This window comes from Streptomyces sp. NRRL WC-3549, from assembly GCF_000721935.1.
In the GTDB taxonomy this organism is placed as follows: domain Bacteria; phylum Actinomycetota; class Actinomycetes; order Streptomycetales; family Streptomycetaceae; genus Streptomyces.
In genome coordinates this window covers 9,544-13,151 of sequence record NZ_KL585410.1, presented here as the reverse complement: position 1 = coordinate 13,151, position 3,608 = coordinate 9,544, and the positions used below count along the sequence as shown (strand labels likewise).

Sequence of the window (3,608 nt, the reverse complement as noted above, 5' to 3'; positions counted from 1 at the left end):
AGATGTGTATAAGAGACAGGCCGTCACTGTGCGCGTGTTACGCCGGAACGCTCGCCACGCCCTGCTCCAGGAACCGCTTCCCGTTGACCCGCTCCGAGACGCCCTCGCGGTCCAGGTACGGCGTGACGCCGCCCAGGTGGAAGGGCCAGCCCGCACCGGTGATCAGGCAGAGGTCGATGTCCTGGGCCTCGGCGACGACGCCCTCGTCCAGCATCAGGCCGATCTCCTGGGCCACCGCGTCCAGGACGCGGTCGCGGACCTGCTCCTCCGTCAGGACGGTGCCGCCCTGCTTCAGGAGGGCGGCGACCTCCGGGTCCAGCTCCGGCTTGCCGGAGTCGTAGACGTAGAAGCCGCGCTTGCCCGCCTTGACGACCGCCGCGAGGTTCTCGGAGACCGTGAACCGGTCCGGGAACGCGCGGTTCAGGGTCTCCGAGACGTGCAGACCGATGGCCGGGCCGACCAGCTCCAGCAGCACCAGCGGGGACATCGGCAGGCCGAGCGGCTCGATGGCCTTCTCCGCCGTCTCGACCGGGGTGCCCTCGTCGATGATGTTCTGGATCTCGCCCATGAACCGGGTGAGGATGCGGTTGACGACGAACGCCGGGGCGTCCTTCACCAGGACCGCGGTCTTCTTCAGCTTCCGGGCGACACCGAACGCCGTCGCCAGCGAGGCGTCGTCGGTCTGCTCGCCGCGCACGATCTCCAGCAGCGGCAGGACGGCGACCGGGTTGAAGAAGTGGAAGCCGACGACCCGCTCCGGGTGCTTCAGCTTCGACGCCATCTCGGTGACCGAGAGGGACGAGGTGTTCGTGGCGAGGATCGCGTGCGCCGGGGCGACCGCCTCGACCTCGGCGAACACCTGCTGCTTGACGCCGATCTCCTCGAAGACGGCCTCGATGACGAAGTCGGCGTCGAAGAAGCCCTCCGCCTTGTCCAGCACACCGGTCACCAGGGCCTTGAGGCGGTTGGCCTTGTCCTGGTTGATGCGGCCCTTGCCGAGCAGCTTCTCGATCTCCGCGTGGACGTAGCCGACACCCTTGTCGATGCGCTCCTGGTCGATGTCCGTGAGGACGACCGGGACCTCCAGACGGCGCAGGAAGAGCAGCGCGAGCTGGCTGGCCATCAGGCCGGCGCCGACCACGCCGACCTTGGTGACCGGGCGCGCCAGCGATTTGTCCGGGGCACCGGCCGGGCGCTTGGCGCGCTTCTGGACCAGGTTGAAGGAGTAGATCCCGGACCGCAGTTCGCCGCCCATGATCAGGTCCGCGAGCGCCTGGTCCTCGGCGTCGAAGCCGGCACCCAGGTCACCGCTCTTGGCGGCGGCGATGATCTCCAGCGCGCGGTACGCGGCCGGGGCCGCCCCGTGCACCTTGGAGTCGGCGATCGCCCGGCCCCGCGCGACGGCCTGGTCCCAGGCCTCCCCGCGGTCGACCTCGGGGCGCTCGACGGCGATCTCGCCCTTGAGGACGGCCGCGGTCCACAGCAGCGACTGCTCCAGGAAGTCCGCGCCCTCGAAGATCGCGTCGGCGATCCCGAGCTCGAAGACCTGCTTGCCCTTGAGCTGACGGTTCTGGTTCAGGGCGTTCTCGATGATCACCGACACGGCGCGGTCGGCGCCGATCAGGTTGGGGAGCAGCGCGCAGCCGCCCCAGCCCGGGACCAGGCCGAGGAAGACCTCGGGCAGCGAGAAGGCCGGGATGGCCTGCGAGACGGTGCGGTACGAGCAGTGCAGACCGATCTCCACACCGCCGCCCATGGCCGCGCCGTTGTAGTACGCGAACGTCGGGACCGCCAGGCCGGACAGCCGGCGGAAGACGTCGTGGCCGCCCTTGCCGATGGCCAGCGCGTCCGAGTGGCTCTTGAGGAGTTCGACGCCCTTGAGGTCGGCGCCGACCGCGAAGATGAAGGGCTTGCCGGTGACGCCGACACCGGTGATGGTGCCCTCGGCGGCCTCCTTCTCGACCTGGTCGACGGCGGCGTTCAGGTTGGCCAGCGACTGCGGGCCGATGGTGGTCGGCTTGGTGTGGTCCAGGCCGTTGTCCAGCGTGATCAGGGCGAACCTGCCCGCGCCGCCGGGAAGGTCGAGGTGGCGCACGTGCGCCTGTGTGACGACCTCGCCGGGGAACAGCTCGGCCGCGCCCTTCAGGAGCTCGGCGGTGGTGGTGCTCACTTGGTGCCTCCGGCGTTCTCGAAGTGCGGGTTCTCCCAGACGACCGTCGCGCCCATGCCGAAGCCCACGCACATGGTCGTCAGGCCGTAGCGGACCTCGGGGTGCTCCTCGAACTGGCGGGCCAGCTGGGTCATCAGCCGGACGCCGGAGGAGGCCAGCGGGTGGCCGTACGCGATCGCGCCGCCGTACTGGTTGACGCGCTCGTCGTCGTCGGCGATGCCGTAGTGCTCCAGGAAGGCGAGCACCTGCACGGCGAACGCCTCGTTGATCTCGAAGAGACCGATGTCGTCGATGGAGAGACCGGCCTTGGCCAGGGCCTTCTCCGTGGCCGGGATGGGGCCGTAGCCCATGACCTCCGGCTCGACGCCCGCGAAGGCGTAGGAGACCAGGCGCATCCTGACGGGGAGGCCCAGCTCGCGGGCGACGTCCTCGGCGGCGAGCAGCGAGGCGGTGGCGCCGTCGTTGAGCCCGGCGGCGTTACCGGCCGTGACCCGGCCGTGGGCGCGGAACGGGGTCTTCAGGCCGGCCAGGTTCTCCAGTGTGGTGCCCGGGCGCATCGGCTCGTCGGCGGTGACCAGGCCCCAGCCCGTCTCCCCGCCCTCCTCGCTGGTGCGGCGTACGGCGACCGGCACCAGGTCCTGCTGGATCCTGCCGTTCGCGTACGCCTTCGCGGCCTTCTCCTGCGAGCGGACCGCGTACGCGTCGGCACGGTCCTTGGTGATGGTGGGGTACCGGTCGTGCAGGTTCTCCGCGGTCATGCCCATGAACAGGGCGGACTCGTCGACCAGCTTCTCCGACACGAAGCGCGGGTTGGGGTCCACGCCCTCGCCCATCGGGTGGCGGCCCATGTGCTCGACACCGCCGGCGACGACGACGTCGTACGCGCCGAAGGCGATGGAGCCCGCAGTCGAGGTGACGGCGGTCAGGGCGCCCGCGCACATGCGGTCGATGGAGTAGCCCGGGACGGACTGCGGCAGACCGGCCAGGATTCCGGCGGTACGGCCCAGCGTCAGGCCCTGGTCACCGATCTGCGTGGTCGCGGCGATGGCGACCTCGTCGATCTTCGCGGGGTCCAGGTCCGGGTTGCGGCGCAGCAGCTCCCGGATGGCCTTCACGACGAGATCGTCGGCGCGGGTCTCGTGGTAGATGCCCTTCGGGCCCGCTTTGCCGAACGGGGTGCGGACGCCGTCGACGAAGACGACGTCCCGGATGGTACGAGGCACGGTGGCTCTCCTCCAGGGTGCGGGATGGCACTGCTGCGGGGCGCGCCGATGAGCGCGCCACCCTCCTCATGCTACTTGCGGGTAACCAAGCTGCCCACCCCCCGTGCCCGGAGCGTCGAAGGTCACATCGCGGCGGGTGCCCGCGACCGTCGGCCGTACACCGCCGGAGGCGGGTGTGCGGGAGGGCCGGGCCGCGCGGCCCGGCCCTCCCGCAC

2 protein-coding genes are annotated in these 3,608 nt (G+C 70.7%); both read right to left on the bottom strand.

Annotation, left to right across the window (positions count from 1 at the left end):
* Positions 1-37: 37 nt before the first annotated feature.
* Positions 38-2,170, bottom strand: a complete 2,133-nt coding sequence (locus IH13_RS0119855; RefSeq protein WP_031086290.1) for a 3-hydroxyacyl-CoA dehydrogenase NAD-binding domain-containing protein — start codon at positions 2,168-2,170, stop codon at positions 38-40.
* Positions 2,167-3,393 carry a thiolase family protein gene (locus IH13_RS0119850; RefSeq protein ID WP_031086288.1) on the bottom strand — a complete coding sequence of 409 codons (1,227 nt, stop codon included), beginning with the start codon at positions 3,391-3,393 and terminating at the stop codon, positions 2,167-2,169. Before IH13_RS0119850 ends, IH13_RS0119855 begins: the two co-directional genes overlap by 4 nt.
* Between the last annotated feature and the right edge of the window lie 215 nt (positions 3,394-3,608).